Source organism: Sporosarcina sp. OR05 (genome assembly GCF_041414805.1).
GTDB classification, from domain to species: domain Bacteria; phylum Bacillota; class Bacilli; order Bacillales_A; family Planococcaceae; genus Sporosarcina; species Sporosarcina saromensis.
In genome coordinates this window covers 172,169-195,142 of sequence record NZ_JANKJL010000001.1, presented here as the reverse complement: position 1 = coordinate 195,142, position 22,974 = coordinate 172,169, and the positions used below count along the sequence as shown (strand labels likewise).

The following is a 22,974-nucleotide window of genomic DNA, read 5'->3' as shown; positions in this document are numbered from 1 at the left end:
ACGTCGACAGCAATTAGCATAAGGATACCATACAAGCCATCCTATTTCATTGGCACATCCAGACAAAAAATTGCCAGTAACCATTTAGGGCTACTGACAAATAGACATGCGTTTCACAACCGTGCAAGCAACTCACTTTTATTGATTTTCCCGACATGGGTTTTCGGCAATTCGGGTACGACGATAACTTCTTTTGGAATCTTGTATGCAGCCAATTTATGTTTGCAATGCGACAAGAGCGATTCTCGGTCAACTTCCACCTCATCATAAACAGCCACGAATGCGACGACTTTTTCGCCCCAGACGTCGTCTGACATCCCAACTACAGCCACTTCCCGAATTCCATCAAAAGTGATCAAACACTGTTCGACTTCTTGCGGATAGACGTTTTCACCGCCTGTAATAATCATATCCTTTTTTCGGCCGACAATGTATGTATCTCCGTCTGCATCCACTTTTGCCAAGTCACCCGTCCGTATCCAGCCATTTTGAATCGTTTCTGACGTTTGCGTGGGATTGTTCCAATAACCGCTGAACATGTGCGGACCTTTCACGAAAAGTTCACCAATCTCACCGGGAGCACAACGGTTACCATTCTCATCTCGCACAACTGTTTCGTTAAAAAGCATGCTCTTGCCGACCGAACCTATTTTTCGCGCAGCATCTTCCGGTCGGATGAAAAAGTTGTTTGGCCCCGCCTCCGTCAAACCGTATCCTTCTTTAAAACACAATCCTTTTTTATGGAATGCACGGTAGACGGTTTCAGGACAAGGTGCTCCACCCGACAGAAAACAATCCATGGTCGGAAAGGAAGCATGCTTGAAATAATCCGTCTGCATCATCATTTGGTACATCGTTGGCACGAACAACGAAATGGTTGCTTCATAGTGATTAGTGGCACGTAAAGCTTCTTCAGCATCGAATTGGTGGCCAATCGCAACCGTTCCACCGGCCATGAATAAAGGAATACTTAATGCGTTTAATCCACCTGTATGAAACAATGGCATGTAATTGATCGTCACGTCGTTTTCTGTTAATCCCCATGTAGAAATCGTATTTAACGCATTCCAGTTAATGGATGTATAGGAGAGAACTACCCCTTTAGGTGCACCGGTCGTACCGCCTGTATAAATGATCATCCACGGATCTTCAGCTTGATTAAGTACATTCGGGGTCCAATCTGTCGTGATCGGCACTTGCTCAACGATCGTTAACCGATGTGCCTCATTCATCTTTAACTGCTGAACGGATGCTTCGAACCCCTCATCGTATAGCGTAAGAATTGGTTTACAATCGTCCAAAACACCTTGTAACTCCGCTTGGCTCAATCGCCAGTTCAACGGCACGTAGATTAAACCGACTTGCTCACATGCAAACAAAATGGCAAACAACTCAGGCTTATTCGGTGAATAAACAGCAATCCGTTCACCCTTCGTGAACCCTTTCGTATGGAAAAAGGAAGCCCATCGATCAATCCGATTTTGTAACACGCCATACGACACACGTTCACCTGTGTGAATATCTATCAAAGCAATGTGTTCAGTTGATAACGCTGTTCTTTCAATGATCCAGTTACACGTATGAAACATTGGACTTCCTCCTTCCATTACATCATGATGCCGCCATCCACGTGTAGCACATGCCCATGTACATAATCCGATTCATTGCTCGCTAAAAACAAATACGCATTTGCAATGTCTTCCGGCTTGCCAAGTCGTTGCAGTGAAACAGCAGACGCCATTTGGTCGATCACTTTCTCAGGCATCTTCTTCACCATTGCCGTCGCAGTAAAGCCAGGCGCGACCGCATTGACATTAATGCCCTTGCGTCCAAATTCCTTTGCCCACGTTTTCGTCATGCCGATGACTGCCGCTTTCGTCGCCGCGTAATTCGTCTGTCCGAAATTCCCATAAACGCCACTGACGGAAGACGTATTAATGATTTTCCCTGCACCCGCTTCAATCATTTTCGGAACAACCGCTTGCGTGCAATTAAAAACTCCTGTCAAATTCACATCCAGCACGCGTTGAAAATCTGCCGGATCCATTTTCAACAACGTTGCATCATTTGTAATGCCCGCATTGTTAATTAACACATCAATTTTGCCGAATCGAGCAATCGTTTCTTCCACTAATCGTGCGACACTGTCGCGATCCACTACATTTACTTGGCAAAACGTTACGTCATAGCCCTTTTCCTTACAAGCCGCAACTTGTTCCTTCCCTGCTGTTTCATCAAAATCTGCCATCATGACAGAAGCCCCTTCTTCAGCAAATCTGTGACAAGCAGCAAGGCCGATTCCGTTTGCACCACCTGTAATAATTGCTACTTTCCCTTGTAGTCGCATGTTGCCATCTCCTTAATCTAAAAACGTTTCAATGGTTTTTGTTAACGTATCTATATCATCGACGAGTGGAGAATGCCCCATATCCGTTAAAGCGATAAATTGCGCATTGTCTCCGAAATCTTCCATTATTTCATTCGTCATTTGTTCCGTGACCACATAATCTCTATCGCCTCTTAAAACAAGTGTCGGTATTTGAATGTCCTTCACTTGATTTGACCCTTCTGTTACTCCATTATGCATTGAACTGATGTTGAATGTATTTAATGCATAATACACATCTGCCAAATTTCGCTGTGTCAACATATCGTCAACGTACTCCTCGTACTTGTCTGCGTCTGGCGTGTTATGCGTATAAATTAACGCATTCCAAACTGCTTTTAACCCTTCTCGATTGGCGGAATCGTACAAGCCTTGAATCGCTTTTGTTTTTCCAGCGTCCTGTTCGACATCTGCAAGTGAAACTAACCGTCGTTCTAAATTTGGACTGCCGTCTTCATTCGTGCCGAAAAACGGGTAACCGCGTGTCGAAGCAGAAGCGAGTAAGACGAGTTTTTCACACTTTCCTGGATGATCCGCGATGTATTGCATCGCTACTGCACCGCCTGTCGACCAGCCAACCATGTCGAATTTCTCCAAGTTCAGCGCTTCAATTACATGATGCACGTCCTCTGAGAAATCTCTTATACTCGTAATCCGTTCATGATACGTAGACTCCCCGAATCCACGCAGATCTGGTGCAAATACCGTAAACTTGTCGTCCAACTTTTCCAAGAGCATATCCCAATGCTTGGAAGACGTCATATTGCCGTGGACGAGTACGACAACTCGCTCACCGCCAGCGCGTTCACGATACGCAATCTGTTCCCCATTTGCCAAAGCGACTTTTTTCAATTCCATCATTTCTCTCCTCCCCATTTCACAGTGACTGCCCCCCAAGCATACCCGATTCCGGCACTGACAAGAACTGTAATGTCTCCGTCTTTCAGTTTGCCTGCTTGTTGCGCAAGCTCCAATGATAGGATTTGATCCATCTGGCCGATATGCCCGAACTCGTGCAAGTAGATTGATTGTTCATCCGCTAGACCGAGTTCTCGCAACACATAGTCATGAGCAGACCGCTTCATATGCAAAATGGCCAAATAATCGAGGTCCTTTTCGTGATACCCACTTTTTTGCAATGAACTGCGGATGACTTTTAAGAAGTTTTGCATGGATTTCTGTTCAAGCCGCTCTTTCATGCCGACCGGATCTAACACATCCAATCGATACAAGCCATTCGCCAAATCAGCCGGTGTCAACGGGTGCTTCGTACCACCAATCGGAACGACGACATCTTCTGAAAATGACCCATCTGTCATGATTTCTGCTTCTAAAATGAGGTTCGTCGGGTGATCGCGGCGAAGTATCATTGCAGCACCACCAGCACCTAAATTGAACATGAAGCGCGTACGTTCATTTTCATAATCGATAAAATCGCCATTTCGATAACCGCCCGCCAATAAGACCGTCTGAATGGAAGGATCCGTGAGTAGTAGGCTTTTCGCGACCTTCATCGCCATAATCGTCGTTCCACAACGAAGTGCTACGTCAAATCCCCATGCATGATGGGCACCAATTTCTTCTTGGATCTTAATAGCCGCCGTCCATAATGGATATTCCTTATGTTCTTCACCAATGTAAATGATGACATCAATTTCTTTTGCATCAACGCCGCCTTTTCGCATCGCGTCCTGCGCAGCCCATATAGCCATCGCAACCGTATGATCTTGTTCACCCGGAATCGGCTTTTCCGAAATGCCCATCTTCGTTTTCACAACTTCAATCGGTAAATTCGCACGTTCAGCAATTTCCTCACCAGTCATTTTGGAAGAAGGAATATACATGCCTGTACTGACAATCCCCACAGTCATCCTAATCCCTCCTTCTTCGTGACCGGTTTCACTTCACTCTTCTTCGCCTGCCTTTTCCACATTTTTTCACGTATTGTACCGACGACACCTCTCGGAAAGAAGATAACGGCTAAAATATAAATGATGCCGAAGAAAATGATCCATCGTTCAAAAATCGGATACTCTTTTGCAAGGCCTGACAAATAATGTTGCGTTAACTCAATAATGCCCGCACCGACAATCGGGCCGATCAACGTACCGACACCACCGATGATTGTCATCAGCAACGCGTCCAACGTAATGTCCATTGCGAGCACACTCGTATTGACAAACCGTAAAGAAACGGCATATAACGAACCTGCCAAACTCGCGATAACCCCAGCAACGACCGATGCAATCACTTTGTAATGCAGCGGGTTAAAACCGAGTGATTGTGTCCGTTGTTCATTCTCACGAACCGCAACAAGCACGCGCCCAAACGGCGAATTGACAAATCGGCGTAAGCAGATATACACAAGCACTAACATAGCGAGCACTAAGAAATAAAACATCATACGGTCTTTGAAAAATTCTGGGGCTTTAAACGTAAAGCCGTCATTCCCATACGTTAACGTTCGCCACTTTTCAGCAAGCACCAAAAACAAGCCCGATACGGCGAGTGTAAGCATCGCAAAGAAGTGACTCTTCAACCGTAATGTCAACAAACCGATAAAAAAACTGATGACGCCTGCCAACAACATGCCGACCCCAATCGACAGGAAAAACACGGTCATCGTCGGCTCTGCTTTTTTCAGCATAATGGCTGTCGTATAAGCACCCATCCCGAAAAACATCGCATGCCCGAACGATACGATCCCTGTGTAACCAAGCAAAATATCGTAACTCATTGCTAGAATCGAAAAGATGAAGATTTGGGTCAATAAGATCGTCCACGTCCTGGAATCCGATACGAACGGGAAGATGACAAGTGCCAAAACGACAACGCCAAGTAAATAGTTGTTCCATTGAAATTTCTGTTTCATGCCGTCACCCCTTTGCCGTAAATAGCCCTTGCGGACGGAATATTAATACAATCGCCATGAGCATCATATTGACCGCAAGTGAAAGTGCCGGAACGTAATAAGCCATATAGCTTCCTGCCAAACCAACAAGAATCGCCGCCAGCAATGAACCCGGAAAGCTCCCCATACCGCCGATAACAACGACGATGAAAGCCAAAATCGCAAATTCAAACCCCATCTCTGCGTACACAACACCTGAATACGGCGCCATTAACGCTCCACCTAACGCCGCAAGTGCAGCCCCAGCCATGAACACATACAAGAACACGCGTTTAATGTTAATGCCGAGTGCTTGCACCATCTCTTTGTTCATAACCCCTGCACGAACAATGAGACCAATTTTCGTTTTTTGTAACATGTACTGAAACAAACCAAAAATGACAAAGCCGACGATGATGATGAACAGTCGGTATTTAATAATGAGGACATCCCCAAACTCCCAACTTCCCGCTAAATAAGGCGGTACTTTCGCTGCGATTTGATTGGGCCCCCAAACAACTTTCAGCAACTCCGTCAACACGAGCATGAACCCGAGTGTAATAAGGATTTGTTGAACGTGATTGCCATACACGGGTGTAATGATGAGCTTTTCTGTAATAAACCCTAGAACGATTCCAGTAATAATCGCACCGACAATGCCCAGCACGAAACTATCCGTCAATGCGTAAAACCACACACCCGAATAGGCTCCCCAAGCAAATAAGCCGCCATGTGCAAAGTTCAGTACACTCATCAAGCCAAAAATCAACGTCAATCCGGAAGCGAGAAGAAAAATGAGCATCCCCGTAGCTAAACCATTTATCGTCAAATTGATTAGTAACTCCATCGTTCCGCCTCCTTCATCCAATCCCTAAATATTTGCGTTTCACTTCTTCATCATGAATCAGTTCTTTCATGGCGCCCGTTTGCACAGTCGCTCCGTCATCGATCAACGTGTAGCGATCCCCAATTCGACTCGCCATGATGAAATTCTGTTCAACGAGGACAATCGTCGTCTTCTTTTTCATTTCCATAATGGCTTCCATCACTTTTTCAATGACAATCGGGGCAAGCCCTTTCGATGGTTCATCGATCAGCAGCAATTTGTTTTCATGTACAAACGCTCGCGCCATCGCGAGCATTTGTTTTTGCCCACCTGACAAGTGTCCGCCGTCTTTCTTCCAATACGTTTTTAGATCCGGGAATAACTCCAGGACATATTCTTGTCTCGCCAACGTTTCGTCGTCCTCTTTTCGCATCGCAACTTTCATATTTTCTTCGACCGTTAACTCACCGAAGATTCCCTGGTCTTCCGGCACGTAACCGATGCCTGAATTCGCAATGTCGTATGTAGCCCGTTTCGTAATGTCCCGTTCGTCAAACGTGACACTTCCTTTAGAAGCTGGCGTTAGCCCCATAATCGTTTTTAATGTCGTCGTTTTGCCAGCTCCATTCCGGCCGAGCAAAACACTTACTTCCCCAACGCGTGCTTCAAACGAGATGCCTTGCAAAATATGGTACTGCCCAATATGCGTATGGATATCGTCAACTTTCAACAGCGTTTTCATCATAGAGACCTCCTAAATACGCATTTTGCACGGTTTCGTTGTCCATAATTTCTTGCGGACTGCCATCAGCAAGTAATTTGCCGTTAAACAGCACCATGATTGAATCCGACAAATCAAGAATCATGTCCATCTTGTGCTCAATTAATAAAATCGTCTTGTCGCCTTTTTGTTTGATTTTCTTAATGACATCCAAAATAGCCGGCACTTCTTCAAGTGACATCCCTGCCGTCGGTTCATCCAGCAACAATACTTCGGTATCAAGTGCTAACAACATCGCAATTTCCAATTTCCGCTTTTCCCCATGAGACAATTGGCTCGCAATTGCGTGCTCCCTACCTTGTAACAACACGAGATCGATGAGCTGTTGCGCTTCTTCCATTAACGCCTTGTAATGAAAGAAGTGGCGCGTCATCTGGTACCGGATATTCTTTTTTGATTGCACAGCAAGCCGAACGTTTTCAAGCACCGTCAAATTCGGAAAGACGTTTGTAATTTGAAAGGAACGGCCAAGTCCTAGACGTGTGCGTGCAACTGCAGACATCGTTGTAATCCGTTTTCCTTTAAAGAACACTTCGCCTTCTGTCGGTTTTAATTCACCACTTAGCAAATTAAAAAACGTCGTCTTGCCCGCACCATTTGGGCCAATAATTGATTTTAATTGTCGCGCAGGCATTTCAAAACTGACGTTGGAAACTGCTGTATGTCCGCCGAAACGGATCGTTAACTGATCGGTCTTTAAAATTGGATCCATCTTTCCCTCTCCTCCCACCTGTTCCATCCTTCTCAATCGGATGAATGCACGGTTCATCCGATTGAGAAGGACAGTACGCGCACTGTCCATCTTATTTAGTTATTAATCGGTGGCTCCGTCTCATCCGGTGTGAGTTCTCGAATAAGAACTGGCACTGGATAAGGGACACCGTCTTGTTTTTCAAGCTTGATGGAATACAGGGATTGCATCGCTTGGTGGTCTTCTTCTCGGAATGTCATCGTTCCTTTAGGAGTTTCAAAGGACATCCCTTCCATAATGCTAATCAAGTTGTTACCGTCTGCATCCCCTTCAGATTTCTTCAACGCTTCAACAATAGCAATCGCCGCTGACATGCCCCCCGGTGTGAATAAATCCGGAACTTCGCCATTAAAACGTTCTTTGTGTTCTTTCACGAGCCAGTCATTCACTTCATTGTCAGGCAGCGTATGGTAATAAACCGTGAACCCTTCCATCCCGATAAGTGGTTCCATCACAGAAAGTGCCGCGATATCCGGTGCACCTGTTGAAATCTTGATGCCTTTTTCCTGGAGCTTCAAATCTGCAATTTGGTTCCAAGGGGAGTTGGCACCCGCCCATACGACATACAAGAAATCTGGATCTTCTTCAATAATTTTTTGTAGGTTGGATGTGAAGTCTGTAGCTGCAGGATCTGCAAACTCTTCAAGGACAACTTCAGCCCCTAAATCTTCAGCTGCTTTTTTAAACGCTGCGACGCCATCCCAACCGAAAGAATAATCCGGTGCAAACGTAGCAATCTTCACGCCCGGTCCTGCAATAGCTGCAGCTCCAGCAACAGCATCTTGTGATGAGTTACGCGCTGTACGGAAGATAAACGGGTTGAATTCAGAACCTGTGATGCTGTCCGCAACAGCCGGTTCAACGATCATAATTTTTTCATATTCTTCAGCAAGCGGAAGAACTGCCAATGTATCCCCTGAGCTAGAAGAACCGACGATGAAGTCCACTTCGTCTTCTTCTAATAGTTTCGTAGCTTTTTGTACAGCGACTTCAGGCTTTGTTTCTGTGTCCTCAAAGACGACTTCGATTTTCTTACCTGCGACTTCCATCGTGCCGCCTGTCGCATATTCAAGACCTAACTCGAAGCCTTGTTTTGTTTGCTTACCATACGCTTCAAGTGCTCCGGTCAAGGAAGCGAGGACACCGATTTTGATGGTACCTTGCACTTCTTCACCGTTATCGTCTCCAGTGGACGCTTCCGGTTTTTCCGTGTCTTCGTCAGTGTTACAAGCGGCAAGGATGATGAGCATCATTGCAAGTAAAGAGAACAACCATAGCTTTTTCTTCAACGTGAACCCCTCTTTTCATGTCGTTTTTGTAACCGCTTTCTTTCTAGTTCTTACTGTAAAGGATGCGAGTTACATTTCAGTTACAAATCGAACCACGAAGGTGGTTCGATTTGCCGTATTTCTGCGAACTGTGCAGAAATTAAGGCAAGTCTTAGAATGAACAGATACCAGTCTAGGGAGGGTGATTTACGCTACAGAGGACGACACTGCAGGGTCTTGCCTATCCCTTTTTCCCCCACTTGAAAGTGGCTAAGACAAAGCTCAAAAAACCGTTCCTCTGCGCTCCAAAAGGCACGCTTTCCGCGGGGCGCGCTTGAGCCTCCTCGTCCGCGTCGCTTCGCTTTGCTTCCTGTGGGGTCTCAACATTCGCGCTACAATCCCGCAGGAGTCGGCCTTTTTCCGCTCCGATCCACTCTTAAATACCGAAAAGAAACATTGTAAAAGCAGAAAAAAGCATGATAAAAAATTTGACTTCTGCCTATTTTCATGTTTTGCTCCAGCCTTGCGAACAAAAGAGCACGTCTTTGCACTTCGCCTTTCGCTCCATTCAACTATTAGGGGATTGGTGATGTTCAAATTACATCCTTAGAAAGAAATCCAAAAAAGAAAAATACAATTCTATACACAATTACGAGATAAAGGTATGTCCAAATTAACAATGCCGCTAACTATCGTAAGAATTATTGGAACTTATATGATTTTAATACGTAGAAGATGGTAAGAAGTTTGTCCGTTAAATTGGAGAGTTATTGTTGTTGACGTTCTTGCTGAGAAAGGAGTGGTAAAGATGGAGCAACAAAGGAAAACCGTTACGACGAAAGTATGGTCAGTGGGCGCAGTTGTATTGCTCATTGTTGCGTTTATGGTATTGACTACGAGTTACTTTAATACGAAAGAGATTAAACTCGCGAGTGAAGGGTGTTATGAGGTTGGCGGAAGTATTGTTTTGGAAATCCATAATTCTGTGACGAGCAGCTATTCGTTCGAGTGTAAGAAATGAGCAAGTTACGTACAATACAAATGAAATGACGATGTAGAGTAGGTATGGGGGGTTGCATTTGTTAAGCGAACAGTTTTATGAAAGAGTAGGAGATTCAAGAACTGCATTTCTGTTACTCGCGGTATGCATCATCCTTTTCTATTCGGGAATTACATTCACGTTTGTAATACCAGGATTAAAAGGGTTTAACTTGTTCAGTTTGAGTTTGACATTATTCCTATATTTCCTTGCGGCTAATATTTTTGCAGGCTTATTTTTAGATAAAGTTTGGGTTGTTTTTATGCTTGCCTTAATACTAAGCTCCATAGGAATGGGTTGGCGATTATGGCTTGAATGGGGAGAGTTTAGTTTAGTGGACCATATGCGTTTTTCAGTTTATTTTGGCTATCCTTTTGTTTGCGCAGTTGTTATTACAATCTTTTACTTCCTTAGCAATCATTCATTGAAACAAAAAACACATTGGAGTTAGTGAACTGAGGAGTTGAAAATTGCGGGAATTGAAATGGAGAAACTTTTCATTATTTAAATTGAACAAAGGACTGGGGGTGCATTATGAAAAGGTTTGCCTACAGTGTCATTACTTTTTTATTACTTATATCGTTGGCGGGTTGCCAAGGAAGCGGTCGTAATCTAAGCGATTATGACGATGAGGACATTGCTGCGATTGTGAATGGACAAGAAATTACGATTGGCGATTTACGGTTTATGTATGAAGACGAAAAAGTAATAGGAAACATCGAAGGGGCTGTGAAACTCGAGTTATTGCTTCAAGAAGCTAAAGAAATGAAGGTAGACGTTTCTAAGGATATTGCTTCCCAAAAGGAAATGTTGTTGCAGCTACCACAACATGAAAACGATTCATTACGAGAATCTATACAAGTATTTATTACATCGCAAGCAAAGAAGTTAGGGATGAATGCTGAAGATTATTATTCAAATTATGTAGAACGTAGGAGTGAACAAATTGCCTATATACATGCATATGTCCGAGAAACCTTTGGTGATCCGGATAGTTTTGACGAAGTAGAGCTAAAAGAATTTGATAAGAAAAACAATGCCTACCTAAATGAATTGATGGAAAAATATGGCGATCAAATAGAAATACTCATTAAATAATTCTAAGCACAAATTCATTAATTCTCTACTCTTTGGACGATACATCAAACTGAAAAAAACGTTTGTCGTATTGCTGAAATATGTGAATAAATGAGGTGAATTTATTGCAAGTCAAAGGTCTAAATCATTTATTGTTTTCTGTTTCCGATTTAGAGAAGTCTATTCGGTTTTATGAAGATGTGTTTAATGCAAAATTGCTCGTTAAAGGAAAAAGTACTGCTTATTTTGATTTGAATGGGCTGTGGTTAGCGCTTAATGAAGAGAAGGATATTCCACGAAATGAAATAAGCGAATCATATACACATATTGCGTTTTCAATAGAAGAAGCTGAATTCACGCATGCATATGAACTGTTGAAGAAGCTTGGTGTAACGATTCTTTCAGGACGACCTCGAGATGCTCGAGACAAAAAGTCGATTTATTTTACTGATCCTGATGGCCACAAGTTTGAATTTCAAACAGGTACTTTGCAAGAAAGAATAGATTATTATAAGCAGGAGAAACCGCATATGTCGTTTTTCGAATGAACAACCTATGAATCTTTGATTGGAGAACAATGAGATGAACTACACGATTGATACCGTATTGGAGAGCAACGAGGAATTTTCGGCTTTTCTTAAAACGAAAATTAGAGAGTTTAATAATGAGCATTCGATCCATCATAAAAATAGTAGACAGCAAGGTGCAATACAACCTATCCATTTGATTGTAGGCGATGATGACGGGAATTGGATTGGCGGAATTGCAGCGGAAGTTTATTGGAATTGGGTTGAAATTAATGACTTTTGGCTCCATCCAAATTTACGTGGCAATGGATTGGGCCGTTTGTTATTACAAAGAGTCGAAGACATTGCCTATAAAAAGGGCGCAACTAACGTACTGTTAACAACGTTTGACTTTCAAGCAAAAACATTTTATGAATTGCACGGGTATGTTGTCGTTGGAGAAGTGAAAGATTATCCCCCTGGAAGTAGTTATTACACGATGGTGAAGTTATTGAACTAGATGATGAATAATTTCTAAGCCAAAGCGGACGTTTTATAAGTCGCATCTTTTCAAGCTTTGCTAAGACCTACCAATAATAGATGAAAGGTTGCTGATTAAGATTGGTATCAATAACCAAAATACCTATACAGCCCATAGCTAACTTACAAGAAGAGCTGAAACACATGACACCATTGTCAATTGCAATAGGACACGATAATGATGTTTACATCCTACTCGTAAATGAGCACCCACCATTAGTTAACGGTTCGTTCCCTGCAACGATTACTGAAGAAAGTTACTATTATCAAGTCATTCATGTGAAAGACGGACAGAAGACTGTGCTTCATTTACCAAATGAAACTTGGAATTATCATCACGTACAGCCCATTGATGATGATCATGTACTTCTGGTTTGTGCAAGATCTTACTATCATGATGCATCCAATATTGAAGAAAACGCTCGCGTCTATGATAAGAACGGTAGTTTCGTACGCTCATTTTGTTTAGGTGACGGCATCGGAAAAGTCTATGTTACTAAGGATCAAGAGATTTGGACTGGGTACTTTGATGAAGGTGTTTTCGGTAATTACGGATGGGAGAAACCAATTGGACGTAGTGGTTTAGTCGGTTGGAATGCATCTGGAGTTCAAATCGACTCATTAGAAGATGACAAACAATATGCTATTTTTGAATGTTTAGCACTGAATGGTACAGCACACGGACAAATCATTTTTTTCTTCAGCATCGATGCAAAGTTTGGTATTCGAAAAGATAATCAGACAGAGTACTATTCAACCGAGGATATTGCTTTTAGAGGAGCATTTGCAGTAAAAGGGGATAAAATTGTAGCACACCAGGGAATTAGAGGACGAATACTTTTTGAGCTCAAACGAAAAGAAAATGAATTTAAGACTGTCCGAAAAATTGAGTTAACAAAACCAGACGGTCTACCCGTTATTCCACAATTAGTGAATAATCGTGAGGATCAATTGCTGTTTTTGGACGGGGATGAGTTGTATCTGTATGAAATGATATCCGGAGATTGACGGAAGAAAGTAAAGAGCACAGGTGAGAACATATTGTGAAACTCTTATTTCGTTAAACAATCAATAGACGAGGCTGGCGGTTCTCTATTTGTTTTGCTCGTTTTTAATGCATTACCCGGTTTTTGATGGGACAGGTTTGTTAAACTATTGCTAACGTTTTTGTACGCGTATTTTCTCATTTCCATTAAACTGCAGGAAGCGGTAAGTAGGCTTCCTACAGTTCATTCATAATCATTTTATACATTTGTTCGGTTGTTTCCATCGGGTTGATGGCGTACTCATTTTGTAATACTTCTTTACATTTTTTGAACCACTTGATGGATTGAGGGCGGTTTTGCAGTTGGTAATGGGCGTACATGAGCAAGCGGTAGGCTTCTTCCCATGTTGGATCAAGACGGACGAGTTTTTCTGCCCATTCAATTGTTTTGGTGTATTGCTGCAGACGGGTGTAGGATTGCGCGATACGTTCGAGAACGAGGATGTATTGCTGTTCCATTTGTTCACGTTCCTGCACAATCCATTCGACCGTCATTTTTTCCTCGAAAAGTTTTCCTTTGTAGAGCGAAGCGGCTTTCAGCAAAGCTTCTACTACTTTCGATGCCGACTTTTCCGCTAATCCTCTCTCCATGTAGACTTTAAACCGTTCCACGTCTGTTTGTATGACCGCTTTCGGGTTCAATCGATACATCGTCTGTTTCCGTAGGACGAAAAAGGACGGTTCCCTTGCTGTCCGGTTCGGTTCCAGTACTTTTAAGAGTGCATTGAGGGCGACTTTGAAATCCCGATCAGCCGTTTTCTCTTCGACATCAGTCCATAACGCGAGCATGATTTCCTCTTTCGGGACAAATCGATTTTTATTGAGCAATAAATAAAGGAACAGTTCTTTTGCTTTGTCACGCTGCCACTTGCGTTCATGCACTTCCTCCATGCCTAGATGGACAGTAAAGGGTCCCAACATGTTGACATCCACTTTGTAACCTGGATGTGTTTGTACGTCTTGTAATTGGAGGACATGGATCGCATGCTGGACGCCGTCATGTTCAGGTAGTTGTTCTGCTGCTTGAAGAACGAGCGGATGCATCGATTGTCGATCAAATGGGCCAAAAATGGTGTCTGTTGTTACATAAAAATCGTATTTCCGTTCTGCAAGGATTGTGAAAAAGCGATTCGCGTAAGTTGAAAATGAATCGACAGTTCCAGCTGCGCCATACATCTTCATGAACCAAAATGCGGTTACCATTTCTCCATATCGATCACCACATTGTATTAAGAGCGCTTCAGCTTTCTTCAAGTGTTCTTCCGCAAAATCTTCCTGCTGTGCATACACATAGACAATGGCCAGTCCAATATGAATGAGGCCGGATAGCCAGCCATCTTGAACGCGTTCCGTTTCCAACAAGCCCGCTTTGCCATATTGAATTGCTTCCGTAAAATTTCCTTGCCTTGCCAATAAAATCGATAACCCCATATACGGCTCGGCATTTCCACGAGATACTTTCAAATCATCCATCTGTTCAATCGCCCGCAAATAATACGTTTTTGCAGTTTCCGTCTCACTTGCATCATGTAAAACTTTCGCGTGCCCCATTCGTATCCAACCGACCGCTTCGATGAAAGCCGATTTTTCTTCCTCCCCTAATCGAATACCGTTTGCGGCACATTCCATTGCCAGCTCCGCTTGTCCCGTCATCGAATAAAGTAACGATAACAGTACATCGGACTCTCGATGGGAATCGGGTAAATTAGAATTCTGTTCGCGTGTTGTCAGGATCGCTTGTGCTTCTGTCAATTTTCCCGTTCGCAATGCAATGCGGGCGTCCAAATTTCCTTCTTGTAAAATTTGTTGCTCCGCGATTTCACTGTTTACCCATTGTTCCGCCGCTTGAGCTTTGCCTAAGTTAACGAGATTTTCAGCGAATTGCCGTTTTAGCCGCTCTTTTTCCAAACAAGTGGTCCGCTCGCTTTTTTCAGAATAGACGATGGCATTTAATAAATGCGGGTCCGCTAATCCTGGCTGAATCGTATCTAAGTAAATGTGCGCAATCCCGGCATGTGCTTTTCCGATATAGTAATCATCTTGCTGAACTGTCGCGTTGTCGATGCATTTTGTATAAGCGATACGTGCTTTTTCATAAAAAGCCCGGTAGCGGTGTGCTTCCCCTTCAAAAAAGTGAATCGGATAATGCTTGTCTTTTATTTCCACATCTAATGTCTTTATAATATCAAGCAACCATTCAAATTGGCCGGATTGAATGAGAGCAGCTCCATTTTCGACAATGACTGCTCCGATGAAATCCGCGTCCCCAGTCTTTACAGCATGTAAAACGGCTTGGTTCGCATCTCGTTCGTCAATAAAATAAGCGACTGCTTTTTTTTGGATGGTGACGTATTGAGACGGATCAATCGATTGCCATTTACGTTCGAGAAATTGTTGGAACAGCGCATGATAACGATAAACCCCCTCACCAAGCGATTGAATGAATACGTGGCGGTTCGCAAGTTCACGTAAAACAATGACTGCTTCCTCGCCATAAAAAGCTTCGATTACGTCTTGGGAAAACGTTTGGAACACGGAAAACGCAAGTGCACATTCCTGTTCGTGCGGTGTCATCCGGTTGAACACTTCTTCCGATAAATACGCGAATAGGTCTTGTAAGGCGGGTTTCATTTTAATGGAAAAGTCTTCGTTTGATCCTGTCAGATGGATGGCCAATAAGTTGACCGCAATCGCCCATCCTTCTGTCAATCGTATAATGGAAGCCGCCTCTTCCGTCGTTAACGGTTGTTGAAAATAGTCTTCGTAAAACACGGAAACTTCATCTTCAGAAAACAACAGATCTGCTTCGGTTAGTTCACATAACTGCCCGGACAACTTTAATTTCACGAGACTCGACCACCTCGGCCGCGTACGTGATGCGATGACGAGGTGGACATGTGGCGGCAATAACGAAATGAGTTTCTCGAGGATATAATTAATTGTAAACACATGGTCGACGTGATGAAAATCATCGATGACGATAAACAACGGTGTTTCGATTTCACAAAGTGCATTCATGAATTTTGCGAGCCATTGCTCAATATCAACGTCTTTTGGCAGAACGACAGACTCTTCCCATTCCACAAGCGATCGATCCAATGCCGGATGGACTCTGCGAATGCTATGTGTCAAATGGGTGAGGAACGGCAAGATGTCATCATCTTCTTGCGCAACAGAATACCAGCTAGACGCTGCTTTCAAATCATGAATGAACGCCGAAAGCCCGGAACTTTTTCCGTACCCCGCACCACTATGCACAAGCGTCAACTTTACGTACTCCGCTTGCCGCATCTTTTTTATGAATGAAGCTCTACGCATATACGTAGCAGCTGGCATAGGTGCCATAAGCTTCGATTGTATGACCGGTTTCACTTGCATTGGTATCGATCACCTTCTTTACTGAATCTTTTAGTCTAGTTTACCATAAGAAGGTTCTGAATTGGTTGATAGTTGGAGAAATCGTGAAATGATGTGAGTGGTAAGGGAGAATTCGAATAATAGTCTGAAGAAGAAAAAAACCACTGCGAGCAGCCGCAATGGAAGAAGAGATTTCATTTAATTCGCTATCACTTTTTTAAGGATTTTCATATCAATTTCTAACTCATCCAAGCGAGCACTTATTCTGGCCATTTGCGGAATGTATTCACTCTTCATACCCATCTGTTCCCGCATATCCACCAATTGTTCAGTGTTCTGAGCAACTTGTTGTGAAATCGTCGTAAGTTTCGCATCCACTTCGGCAAATTTGTTTTTTGTATACGTCTCAAATTGGTCGAATCTGGATTCAAGCACATCAAACCTGGATTCCAACTTGTCAAATCGGTCATACAGTGGTTGAATGGCTTCATGAATGACAGATTGCAACATCTCTTTAAGTTCGTTGTTCATCAGGTTCCCTCCCTTCAAATTTTTGTCCGACTTTCTTTATACTTATCATAGCATGTTTGAACGTGTTTATCCTTAGAATAAATTTACCACCTACAGGAATGTACGTTCTTATTCAAGAGTATCTTACGTTAATAAATTGTCAACGTATTTAGGTATTTGATTGGGTAGTAGAAATTCATAGAGTACTATTGCTAAACTGTACATAACTAAAACGCATCGAGATGCTATAAGGAGATGTAGCCAATTGAGAAAGCACCCTCAGCAATTATCATTTTTAGATGAAATTCAAGACGAAGTGGAAAAGCCGATTATTCAAATAACGCATCAGGAGAAAGGCAATTTTCCAGAGGATTTGATTACCGACTTTGAACGTTTTATAGACTATTGCCAACAACATAAGATTGCTTTGACGAAAACGAATGAATATATGACGCGGAAACACTTGGTAGCCTTGAATGATTTGTTTAGTGTAAAAGCACTGCTCGCGACCGTCCATTCTGATCAAAAATCTTATCCTTACATTCATTTCCTTTATCACTTAGCGATTAATGGCCGACTGGTACTCATTAAGCGAAACGCTGCAAGTGCCTATCTTCTTAGCACCGAACGTATTGACCAATTCAAACGGTTGACGCGTAGTGAAAAATACTGTGCTCTACTAGAGATTTTCTGGGTGGATACGAATTGGCAAACGTTAACGACTGCTACGCCTGAAGCAACTCACGCTTACATTTTTGCTGCGCTACACCGAATTGGTCCTGGCATGCCTGTCTCGATTACTCCCCCTAAAACGCCATTAGGTCAAGAGATTAAATCATCGACTTGGAATTGGCATTATTTCTTACTGTACTTAGAGTGGTTCGGTTTATGGCAATGTGAAGACGATGTAGAACAGATTCAACAGTACTTTCGGAAAGACGCATACTTTGCGAAGAGCATCACTTTGACCAAATTAGGGACGGCAATCATGCCTATTCTTGTTTTTAAAAGAAGTTTGGAACAATGGAACATTGCTTATCGGAAACAAAACCACGAACCGGATTGGTTTCCTGGCACGCCAACTGAAGACATTATTGGATTTTTCCTAAACGATGAGGATTACGACAAACTGGATGATTACTTATCAGTCGATCAAAGCGATCAACCGTTCCATCAACCTTTCATTCCACACTTTCCTGCAGGGGAATTAATAAACACCTTGCCTCGTGAACAGGAGCGTTATCAAGAAGGGACCTATACATTCAAAGTACTTTACGAGACTCGGGTATGGAGGAAACTCGTATTTAATGGCCAGTCGACAATGGATGATTTGCATCAACTCATCCTCCAATCATACGGCTTTGAAGATGGGCATTTATACAGTTTTTTCATGGACGGTAAAAAGTGGTCCCACAACTGCATTGGCTCTCCAAACGATGAATTTGAACACACAGATGCTTCCTTAATCCGCATCGATACGCTCGGCTTACAAGTCGGCCAACGTTTTCTCTATGTGTATGATTTTGGAGCTGAATGGACATTTATCGTTGAAGTTGAGCAAATTGATAGGGAGCGAACAGATCGAATTGAACCGTTTGTGTTAGCGGAAAAAGGAGAAGGACCAGAACAGTATTTTGATTGGGATGAGGATGACGAGGATGAGTGGGAGTGATTGCTGTTTCTATAACTTTTATGTAGTCAAGAGGTTAATGAATCTGTTGTGATCATACTAGAAACGTCATGTTCGATGGCAACAGGCGTTTTCTATTTCATTAAGAATGGTTAGTTCCATTAATAAAGCCGTTACTCCAGGCTTCTCTCCTAGATAACGGCTAGTAATTAACGAAACTGCAAAGTCTTTTTCACGTTGTTACAACACTTTCTTCAATTTAACGACTTTAGCCTGTGTATCTAGCAACCCTTTTGTAAAGACATCCATCTTGCATCGATGGTTTCAAGACGTTCATCTATCTTTACCATCCAGTCCTTGATGCTGGCAACATCTTCTTTTAACGTAGCTACATCCTCTTTTAACGAGGCTACATCCGACTTCAACAGACCTATTTCATCTTTTACTTCTTTGATGTCTGCCTTCCATTCATCTTTGTTTGCTTTTACTTGAGCAGTTAACTCGAGAATAGCTTGTAAGATGACTTCTTGGGTGACAACTTGGCTCATTTTTATCCCTCCTTCTGTTTTTATTGATTATATATGATGTTCCTTAGGTGTAATTGTCAAGAATCGACAGTTTTCATTCGATTCCTTCTCATTTTAACATAAAAACAGACTTCTGACGATTTAATCTCCACTCTGCAAAATGACAAACCCTAACACTTTAGAGGGAGTGTTAACTGTGATACGGAAGATGTTTCCTATAAACGATAGATGTATACCGTTTCCAATCCTCTTCTAGATACGACCAATCAACAATTTTCCACGGGTTAGTAAAAATCTGACCACTTTTATTAAAGAACAACACGCCATCAATGCAATAGGCAGCATGCTGAATAACGTCCTCATCATTCACCCAGACGACAACGTCTCCTCCTATAAATCGATCCTCCGTTTTAACGAACGCCGAGCGTTGCAAGTGAAGTGCAAACGTCTCAGGATGCACCCATTCATGGATGATCCATTCCTCCAATTCCGGCTCCGTACTAATTGCAAAAAGAACAGCAGCCAAACAGTTCGCTCCGGACTTGTCAGAAAAAGTATTCGCGTACCGCCTCAAATGAACGGGTAAATTAGCTGGAACTGGCTTCCCTTCCCAAGCATCATACAACTGACCCGTTAATCTGATCATTTCCTCTTTCACTTCAAAAGAGAGAGCATCCCACATGGCACGACGGATAACAACAAATAATTCACTTTCCTGAGAAACGATATATTCTTTTGGAATCAAATCTACATCTTGCAGCTTGGAAAGCGGGATCGTCAACCCACTACAAAGTTCTGTTTGTTGTAGAAGCAAGAAGCTCCTTGTCTCGTCATTTAATTCGGTGAGCCAACGTGGTTCTGCCACGACAACATAAACTGCTTCTGCAACAATCGTCCAATACATATAGCTGCTTACCATTTGAACATGCTGATATGAAGAGTGATTAAAAAATTCTTTACGTGGAAATAAAAGCGTACCTGTTAGATTTTCCTCTAATACGGTAAGATCCTCTTCACGAATAAAAAACAAGTCTTTATCTGGCAATATTGCATCCATCCAAATTTCCAACTGTTCCCTTGTTGGCCTTATTGCTTTCTTCATCATTTCATTCATTCCTCCTTGTTTCAGCTGTGCTATCAAAATCTAAATTGCCGAGTTTCACCCAGTTTGCCTAATCGTAAATATTGAATAAGCACACAACCTTCAAATTCTATGTATTTCTCTATCGAGTGCACATTCCTCTCTGCTAGCCTCTTCTGAATATTAACTCCCCATCCGAATCATATTCGTCTATAAAAGCAAATCCAAATTCCTCATACATACGAATCGCTGCTTTGTTCTCTTCATATACACTCAAGTAAATCGGCTGCTCCCCATATTCAGATAGCATGCGCTCAATTAGCAGTTCAGTAAACCGCCGGCCATAGCCCTTTCGTTGATGCTGTGCATCGATTAAAAGCCGATCCATCCACAAATTCCGCCCGCCCACACTGTCCAACAGCGCACCATACATCGCAAAACCGACTAACTGCTTATCAGCATACAATCCAACTGGCCGAAACTCCGGCCACTCCTCAGCATCCTTCAAACACTCTGCAGGAGACTCGATGAAACCTTGCTGTTCAACAGTGACACGGAGAGACAATACTTCTTCATGATTTTCTTTATCTACTTTTCGAATTTCGTAAATCATGCAATCATTCCTTCAAGTATAAATGTATATTCTAACAATAATGAAAAACATTGGAGTTGGCAATGGCATATCATTTCTTGGCTACTATCTGTGGGAATAAAAAAGATTGCTCACCAATTATTGTTGATGGGCAATCTAAATGTATCTCATTATGTTTAAATCCAAAGTTTAATAGTGGCTAGTGGTGTAGAAAATAAGTAGACAGCCTATAGAAGCTGCCCAAAACACATCGTCTTAATTCAAGTTTTTACGAATAAATTCCGAATCAATCGTCTCACCGAATGCCTTCTCTAGCTGTTCAAAGACTGGCAGGAAACCATTCTTTAAGATAGACGCAATTTCACGATTCTTTTTCTTTTCTAAAGCCTTCCCAAGCTTGGACACTTCGGCTTGTAGCGTAGACGTCAGCTTCTGAAACGTCTTCCAATCTGACGGGCGTTCTTGGCTGTTATTCACTACTTTTAACATATCATTGAGCCAATCCGCTCCACCTATCAATAGTTCAAATCGATCCCATGTATCAGCCGTAGGAACACGGTTGAAATCATCTGCCAGTGTACTCAGTTCAGGAATTGCCCGTTGCAAATACTCCTCTGCTGACAAGAGAACGTCATTCATGAATTCCTTCTCCGTCTTAATGACTACGTGCAGCTCTTCAATGGACTCTAATTTCTGTTCCAAAAATTCTTCATGCTCGTCATATACTTCTGTTCCATCAGCAATGAAATGACTGAAATAGTGCCCGCCTGTTACGCATTCATTTATCCGTTCAATGACGTCTTCTGCTGTTGGTTTATTGCACTCGATCACTTGTTCACCAATAATTAATTTCAAAATGATTTCCTCCATACATTCCAAGTTTATTCCTACTGTATTTATCGACAGGAATAGCCGTTAGTTAAATGATGGCTTATTCTAAGAAAATTGATGCAATAAGAATGTACGTTCTAAAGAAGGAGTTGATATTGAGTTTGTGAAAAGCTAGAAAGAGTTGAATCAAGTGTTTTTTCTCACTTGATGCTATCAAAGTATCTCAATTTAAAATAGATACAGTTAAATGATTATAACTGTTTTTAGATTTTGCTTCAATTATCCAAGTGTTGTTTAAAGTAGCTACAATTATTACATAAACCAAATGTTATAAAGTATAATTAATAATAAAAATCTGGTAATCAATCGATAATTAAGTTTTATTACAATACAAATATCCATTCAATTAAACCCTCTTTCAGTATGTTTTTTGTAGGATCTCGTCCCATCATAATTCCATAGAAATGTTTATTTATTGAATAAAATAAATAAGACTAAGAAAGTTACTATCATTTTATTTATTTCCAAATACAGTGAAGAAATCAGATTTACAATATATAATCCAATTGAGGGAAGTAAACTTGGAAACATCGGATCTAATACCGTAATTAATATTACAAGTATTGATAAATTCTTAAAATTTGAATTACATGGCATTTTATATCATCTCCTTTCTTTGTGATTGCAAACTAATAAAGGTTAATTTTTATATGGACATATATACAATACTTTGGCTCTAATGAGTAGAATTACTTGCATTCTACAACCATCAATACTATCAAATTAACTGAGTATAAAAAAACAGCCCGAGATAAAATATTAATTTCATCCAGCTGTTTCTATTTTTAACTATACTAGACACGCCAAGAAGACCATATCTGTGAATCTGCTTGTAAAGTAAAGTAATAATATTCCATTTTAAACTCACACTGTACGTAAGATCATTTTCCCTTCTACTACTTAAGGTGTTTACTGAAGCTAAAATCGGCAATTATGACATATGAATAAATTTTCAGGTCACCAAATGTCGTACTCTTTTCTCCCTTCACTATAAATAGTACATCAGAAGTCTATTTTCACACGGCAAAATAAAAAAACGTGATCCGAGTATTTCCGGACCACGTTTCTTTGAATTTATTAACGTAACAATTGAAGTACGCCTTGAGGTTGTTGGTTTGCTTGCGACTTGTCCCGTTATTTCTAAACGAGGTCAGACTATATCTTCACCCTTCACTTAGGGGCTGGGCACTTCGAATGTTACGACACGTAACACCCTACGGATTTCATCGTCATAGCGATTGCCTTAGACGGTATATCCTAGTCGTTGAACGTTCCCC

At 41.9% G+C, this 22,974-nt stretch carries 22 protein-coding genes; 7 read left to right on the top strand and 15 right to left on the bottom strand.

The window, feature by feature from the left end; genetic code table 11:
* Nucleotides 1-113 precede the first annotated feature (113 nt).
* From NRI27_RS00870 to NRI27_RS00830, 9 genes are all read right to left on the bottom strand, one after another.
* The gene (locus NRI27_RS00870) at nucleotides 114-1,589 is read right to left on the bottom strand and encodes a class I adenylate-forming enzyme family protein (protein WP_371389175.1); all 1,476 of its coding nucleotides are present in this window, start codon (nucleotides 1,587-1,589) and stop codon (nucleotides 114-116) included.
* A 17-nt stretch (nucleotides 1,590-1,606) separates the two neighbouring features.
* A complete protein-coding gene (gene fabG, locus NRI27_RS00865; protein WP_371389174.1) occupies nucleotides 1,607-2,347 on the bottom strand; it encodes a 3-oxoacyl-ACP reductase FabG in 741 nt (246 codons plus the stop codon).
* A gap of 12 nt (nucleotides 2,348-2,359) precedes the next feature.
* On the bottom strand, nucleotides 2,360-3,244 hold the full coding sequence (gene phaZ, locus NRI27_RS00860; protein ID WP_371389656.1) for an intracellular short-chain-length polyhydroxyalkanoate depolymerase: 885 nt from the start codon (nucleotides 3,242-3,244) through the stop codon (nucleotides 2,360-2,362).
* Nucleotides 3,244-4,257, bottom strand: a complete 1,014-nt coding sequence (locus tag NRI27_RS00855; protein WP_371389173.1) for a 3-oxoacyl-ACP synthase — start codon at nucleotides 4,255-4,257, stop codon at nucleotides 3,244-3,246. Before NRI27_RS00855 ends, phaZ begins: the two co-directional genes overlap by 1 nt.
* Entirely contained in the window at nucleotides 4,254-5,258 is a 1,005-nt protein-coding gene (locus tag NRI27_RS00850) for a branched-chain amino acid ABC transporter permease (protein ID WP_371389172.1), read from the bottom strand. The genes NRI27_RS00855 and NRI27_RS00850 overlap by 4 nt, the downstream gene beginning before the upstream one ends.
* Nucleotides 5,259-5,262: 4 nt before the next feature.
* Complete coding sequence (locus NRI27_RS00845) at nucleotides 5,263-6,123, bottom strand: branched-chain amino acid ABC transporter permease (protein ID WP_317942505.1); 861 nt, start codon at nucleotides 6,121-6,123, stop codon at nucleotides 5,263-5,265.
* A gap of 13 nt (nucleotides 6,124-6,136) precedes the next feature.
* Nucleotides 6,137-6,844, bottom strand: coding sequence for an ABC transporter ATP-binding protein (locus NRI27_RS00840; RefSeq protein WP_371389171.1), 708 nt, complete (start codon nucleotides 6,842-6,844; stop codon nucleotides 6,137-6,139).
* Entirely contained in the window at nucleotides 6,822-7,595 is a 774-nt protein-coding gene (locus NRI27_RS00835; protein ID WP_371389170.1) for an ABC transporter ATP-binding protein, read from the bottom strand. Before NRI27_RS00835 ends, NRI27_RS00840 begins: the two co-directional genes overlap by 23 nt.
* A gap of 95 nt (nucleotides 7,596-7,690) precedes the next feature.
* A complete protein-coding gene (locus NRI27_RS00830) occupies nucleotides 7,691-8,887 on the bottom strand; it encodes a substrate-binding domain-containing protein (protein ID WP_371389655.1) in 1,197 nt (398 codons plus the stop codon).
* 823 nt (nucleotides 8,888-9,710) lie between these two features.
* Between NRI27_RS00830 and NRI27_RS00825 the strand changes: the two genes are divergently transcribed.
* The 6 genes from NRI27_RS00825 to NRI27_RS00800 all read left to right on the top strand — a co-directional run bounded on the left by NRI27_RS00825 (nucleotide 9,711) and on the right by NRI27_RS00800 (nucleotide 13,072).
* Nucleotides 9,711-9,923, top strand: a complete 213-nt coding sequence (locus NRI27_RS00825) for a hypothetical protein (protein WP_371389169.1) — start codon at nucleotides 9,711-9,713, stop codon at nucleotides 9,921-9,923.
* Between the two features lie 58 nt (nucleotides 9,924-9,981).
* Nucleotides 9,982-10,392, top strand: coding sequence for an ABC transporter permease (locus NRI27_RS00820; protein ID WP_371389168.1), 411 nt, complete (start codon nucleotides 9,982-9,984; stop codon nucleotides 10,390-10,392).
* An 83-nt stretch (nucleotides 10,393-10,475) separates the two neighbouring features.
* On the top strand, nucleotides 10,476-11,039 hold the full coding sequence (locus NRI27_RS00815) for a hypothetical protein (protein WP_371389167.1): 564 nt from the start codon (nucleotides 10,476-10,478) through the stop codon (nucleotides 11,037-11,039).
* 104 nt (nucleotides 11,040-11,143) lie between these two features.
* Nucleotides 11,144-11,566 (top strand): FosM family fosfomycin resistance protein, encoded by a 423-nt coding sequence (gene fosM / locus NRI27_RS00810; protein ID WP_371389166.1) that lies wholly within the window; start codon nucleotides 11,144-11,146, stop codon nucleotides 11,564-11,566.
* A 34-nt stretch (nucleotides 11,567-11,600) separates the two neighbouring features.
* Nucleotides 11,601-12,044 (top strand): GNAT family N-acetyltransferase, encoded by a 444-nt coding sequence (locus NRI27_RS00805; protein ID WP_371389165.1) that lies wholly within the window; start codon nucleotides 11,601-11,603, stop codon nucleotides 12,042-12,044.
* A 164-nt stretch (nucleotides 12,045-12,208) separates the two neighbouring features.
* The gene (locus NRI27_RS00800) at nucleotides 12,209-13,072 is read left to right on the top strand and encodes a hypothetical protein (RefSeq protein ID WP_371389164.1); all 864 of its coding nucleotides are present in this window, start codon (nucleotides 12,209-12,211) and stop codon (nucleotides 13,070-13,072) included.
* A gap of 214 nt (nucleotides 13,073-13,286) precedes the next feature.
* Here the strand turns inward: NRI27_RS00800 and NRI27_RS00795 are convergent, their stop codons facing one another.
* Together NRI27_RS00795 and NRI27_RS00790 are read right to left on the bottom strand one after the other, a co-directional pair.
* On the bottom strand, nucleotides 13,287-16,487 hold the full coding sequence (locus tag NRI27_RS00795) for an AfsR/SARP family transcriptional regulator (RefSeq protein ID WP_371389163.1): 3,201 nt from the start codon (nucleotides 16,485-16,487) through the stop codon (nucleotides 13,287-13,289).
* 177 nt (nucleotides 16,488-16,664) lie between these two features.
* On the bottom strand, nucleotides 16,665-16,997 hold the full coding sequence (locus NRI27_RS00790; RefSeq protein WP_371389162.1) for a hypothetical protein: 333 nt from the start codon (nucleotides 16,995-16,997) through the stop codon (nucleotides 16,665-16,667).
* A gap of 244 nt (nucleotides 16,998-17,241) precedes the next feature.
* On the opposite strand from NRI27_RS00790, the gene NRI27_RS00785 reads away from it, so the two are divergent.
* A complete protein-coding gene (locus NRI27_RS00785; RefSeq protein WP_371389161.1) occupies nucleotides 17,242-18,648 on the top strand; it encodes a plasmid pRiA4b ORF-3 family protein in 1,407 nt (468 codons plus the stop codon).
* Between the two features lie 239 nt (nucleotides 18,649-18,887).
* Here the strand turns inward: NRI27_RS00785 and NRI27_RS00780 are convergent, their stop codons facing one another.
* From NRI27_RS00780 to NRI27_RS00765, 4 genes are all read right to left on the bottom strand, one after another.
* Nucleotides 18,888-19,154: a hypothetical protein gene (locus NRI27_RS00780; RefSeq protein WP_371389160.1), complete on the bottom strand. Its 267-nt coding sequence runs from the start codon at nucleotides 19,152-19,154 to the stop codon at nucleotides 18,888-18,890.
* A 169-nt stretch (nucleotides 19,155-19,323) separates the two neighbouring features.
* On the bottom strand, nucleotides 19,324-20,238 hold the full coding sequence (locus tag NRI27_RS00775; RefSeq protein ID WP_371389159.1) for a hypothetical protein: 915 nt from the start codon (nucleotides 20,236-20,238) through the stop codon (nucleotides 19,324-19,326).
* A 142-nt stretch (nucleotides 20,239-20,380) separates the two neighbouring features.
* Nucleotides 20,381-20,827 carry a GNAT family N-acetyltransferase gene (locus tag NRI27_RS00770; protein ID WP_371389158.1) on the bottom strand — a complete coding sequence of 149 codons (447 nt, stop codon included), beginning with the start codon at nucleotides 20,825-20,827 and terminating at the stop codon, nucleotides 20,381-20,383.
* A gap of 234 nt (nucleotides 20,828-21,061) precedes the next feature.
* On the bottom strand, nucleotides 21,062-21,661 hold the full coding sequence (locus NRI27_RS00765; protein WP_371389157.1) for a hypothetical protein: 600 nt from the start codon (nucleotides 21,659-21,661) through the stop codon (nucleotides 21,062-21,064).
* Between the last annotated feature and the right edge of the window lie 1,313 nt (nucleotides 21,662-22,974).